The sequence below is a fragment of the Kitasatospora sp. NPDC029367 genome, from assembly GCF_055569135.1.
Genome location: NZ_JBVHYH010000154.1, coordinates 1 through 3,715, shown reverse-complemented (window position 1 = coordinate 3,715; position 3,715 = coordinate 1). Strand labels below are relative to the sequence as shown.

Here is a 3,715-nt window from a genome sequence, read left to right as displayed (position 1 = left end):
TTATCATAATCCCCCAACGGCACATCGACCGACTCAACCGCGACGTGTGGGGGGGGAACGCGAGGGTGGGAGGGGACGGGTTGCCCCCCCCCCTCCCCCCCCCCTCTTCCCTCCCCCCCCCCCCCCCCCCCCCCCCCCCCCCCCCCCCCCCCCTCCCCTCCCCCCCCCCCCCCCCGGGCCCGAACGAACGGCCGGTGGCCCCGCCGGCTCCGCCGCCTCCGCGACAGGGCCACCGACTCGCACCCGACAGGTGCATCCGCCGGCTCACGAGTCCTCCGAGAGCCAGGCCAGGACGTCCTGGCCCACCTCACGCACCTCCGGGTCCTCGCTCTTCTCCACCCGAGCAGCCAGCCCACGGAGCGCCACCCGGTCGTTCAGGTGCAGGTGGAGCTCGACCAGCCTGCGCCAGTCGTCGGCATCCGCGGTCGGCAGCCGCTCCTCCACGAGTCGCCGCACCTCCGGCCTCGTCACCTGCGGGTTCCCGGCGGCGATCGCCTTCCTGGCTTCGAGCGCGCACCTCGGTGACATCGCGAGGTCGACCAACTCCTCGAGCAACGTGGCGACATCGCCAGGGAGACGCTGCAAGAACGACAGCGCCGTCCCTGCTCCCCAGCGCAGCTGACAGAACGGCACGGCACGAACCCGCGTTCCGGTAGAAGTCCGCGCGGGCCCTGGCAACCTGCTGTTCGGCCGTTACGACCAGAGCCCAGAGGTCTTCATCAGACTTGGAACCGTCCACCGATCCTCCCTGATCAGTGTTGGACTACGGAGTTCTGCCAGTCCATGCTGAGCCCGCAGTTCACCTACGCTCCGATAGGTCGATGCCCCGTCCAGCGTATCGCCGGCCAGCACGTAGTACGTGTGCCACGCGACCCCTCTTCACCTGTTTTTCGCGGGTCAACGTTAGTTTGACGGCCCGTCGGCGTTCATGGATGTGCACCGAAATCCGTGGTTGTTGCCGTCGCTACTGCCGTCAGAGGTGTAGACCAGCGCTGCCGTCGTCGGCCGCGCGCGATCCTACTGCCAAGCTCCGGGCTCGGCGCGCAAGGTCCCGCAGGGCACGGTCGAGGACCCGTCGCTCGCACGAGACCTCGGACACGGATCCGCCCCGCTCCAGCAGGTCCACCCTGCCGTAGCGCTCGCCCTGGTGTCGGTGCATCACCTCAAGTAGGGCGAGGTCGCCCAGGGTTGCCGCAGCGCGCGTCGGATCGGTTTCGAAGAGTGCTTCGAGCGTACCGCCGGAGACGTCCTCGACCACGGCGACGTCCGCCGGATAGTGGCGCCGGCTGTCATCCGCCAGGAGCACTTGCGGAACCCGTGCCCCGAGGCTGTCCAAGCTCCGCTGCGTGGTCAGGAACGGGACCAGTCCGGAGGCGGGCCCGAACGGGTCAGCTGGATCGGCCTCGCGCGCGCCTGGCCAGAAGTTCTCAGCATCGGCCCAGCTGTAGACGATCACACTCGCGGTGCGGGTTCCCTCAAGGCGGACCCGGTACACCCCTTTCTTGCTCCCCCCACGCAACCGGTCCACCGCGACGACGCGGCATCCCGATCCGAGCGCGTCACGCACAAGCCCCGCCAGGTCTTCGATCTCCGCGAATTGCCGCATCCGCGGAACCTACTGGAGGCGGCGCCGCGCGTGCCACGGGATATCTCCCTCACCTCCGACTACCGACGAACGACGCACGTCCAAGCTGCCGCCCCTTCAGGCCGCCGGACTCTCCACACGCGAGAGCCCCAGGACTCAATCTGGGGCTCTCGCGCCGAACTACCACTCAGTCGGACTCATCCGAGAAATCGCTCACCAAGCCCATGCGCCGCCATCACGCACCCCCATGGGCTCTTCCCCGGATCTCGATAGCACGCTCCCTGGCTGCCTCAGACTCTGCCCGTGCACGTTTCCGATCCGCATCGAAAAGAAGCGCACCAGAGAGCTCTTCCAGGACATCGGCCATTCGCTCCCACCATGCCGCGAATTCCTCCGACTCCTCAGAGCCCGATGGCCTGGCAGAACGAACCTCGCGCAACTTGCGCAGGACTTCCTTCAATCCTTCCGGCAGAGAACTCATGACTATCCATTTCCGCCGATAACCTGGAGGAACCGCTTACATGCAGGGCACGGGCCGATCAATTCCCCGTGCTCTAGCAATGGGAATGAATTCCCTCGACCGCCACCACCGATTTTTACGGACTGGAAGGTTGAACCCGCAAGCGGAATGCCACTCGTCTCGAACTTAATGGCGCATCCCACCTCTCCACAGCCCCCGTGATGGGCCGAATCGGCGACCGCCCTCGCAGTCTGCTCCGGCATAGTGCCCGTACGAGTGTCAACAGCATAGGACATATCCGTATGCTGGCCATCTGCAGAGATGATCTTCGTCGCCACATTTGGCCGATCTGCGGGCGGAATACTCAACGCCGCGTCCGCAAAATCGAGCAGGTCCTCGTCAGCTTCACCACAGTTGTGGACGAGGACTGGCGTGGTACCAGCGAGTACATAGTACGTGTGGATGTCGGCGATGGTGAGGTCGTAGGCGACCTGGGGGGCCGTCTCGTAGTTCCGCACCGTTCGGATGGTGAGGGTTCGGCCGTCCGCGGTGCGGACCTTCTCGCCGGGGTGGAGGTTTGCCGCGTCGGTCCAGCGGTGCGTGGTCTCGTCCCAGAACGGGTGGTGCTGGGTGCTGGTGAGGTTCTCCGTCCCTCCGGGCGCCCCGGTGGAGGGGTCGGTGGTCTGCAGGGTCAGATCGGTGAACTTGCTGTCGTCAGGGGTGCGGATCGTGCGCGTGACGGGCTTCGGCTCGGACTTCCCGGTGGCCGGATCCGTGGCCTCGACCTGGTCGCCGGGCTGGAGGTCCTCGATCGACTTGGTCGTCCCGTCCGCGAGGAGGACCTTGGTGCCGGGCAGGAAGCTGTGGGTGCCCGTAACCGCCAAGAGCGGGTTCGGGCAGGCGCCGGCCACCTCCGCCTCGGCCTTCTCCAGGTCCTTCGCGGCAGTCGTCCCCGCCTTCTCTGCCTTCTCCGCCTTTCCTACCGCGCCGACGGCACGTCCGCCGGGGAGGATGCCCGCCAGGCCCTCGGCGGCGTCCAGGTACTTGCCGTCCTTGATGTCCATGGCGGCGCCCAACACGCTGGCCGGCACGCTCAGGCCCGGGATCCAGGAGGCGCCGTCCGCGGCGTCGCGGACGTTGCCCCAGAGCGTTCCACCCCTGGTGATGATGAAGTAGTGCGGGCTGACGATGTTCGGATACTTGGGGGTGCCGTTCCCCTTGCTCCAGTACTCCTCCGTCCAGGCGCCGTGGCCTTCCGGCTTGAACGTCTCGGTGATGACGTCGCCCTTGTCGGTGTAGCAGGCGCCGAAGCCGCCGCACACCCCCTCGGGGCGGAGGCCACCGGGGTCGCTCAGGTTGGTCGGGTCGTTGGTGCTGTACGCGTATGCGTTCCACTGTTGGGGGTTGGCCGGATCGAGGATCGGATCCGGGCTGAGGAAGCGGCCGGTGCTGGGCTGGTACTGGCGTGCGCCCAGGTTGGTGAAGCCGGTCGCGTCGTCCTTCAACCCGTTGACGAAGCCCTTGTCGCCGGCCCACGAGGTGCCGCTGCCGTAGCCTCGGAGGACGCCGAAGGGGTCGGTCCAGCGGCGGTTGACATCGGTGGTCGCCGAGTCGATGGACAGGGTGCCGGTGCCGTGCTGGTCGGCGAGCTGGTAGGTGAGCCTGGTCGG

At 67.3% G+C, this 3,715-nt stretch carries 3 protein-coding genes; all 3 read right to left on the bottom strand.

The window, feature by feature from the left end; all coding sequences use genetic code 11:
- Nucleotides 1-264: 264 nt before the first annotated feature.
- Complete coding sequence (locus tag ACZ4W5_RS37860) at nt 265-555, bottom strand: hypothetical protein (RefSeq protein ID WP_465659790.1); 291 nt, start codon at nt 553-555, stop codon at nt 265-267.
- A 418-nt stretch (nt 556-973) separates the two neighbouring features.
- Complete coding sequence (locus tag ACZ4W5_RS37855) at nt 974-1,606, bottom strand: hypothetical protein (RefSeq protein WP_465659788.1); 633 nt, start codon at nt 1,604-1,606, stop codon at nt 974-976.
- 462 nt (nt 1,607-2,068) lie between these two features.
- Nucleotides 2,069-3,715 (bottom strand): polymorphic toxin-type HINT domain-containing protein (locus ACZ4W5_RS37850; RefSeq protein ID WP_465659786.1); only part of this gene is annotated, 1,647 nt, incomplete at its 5' end.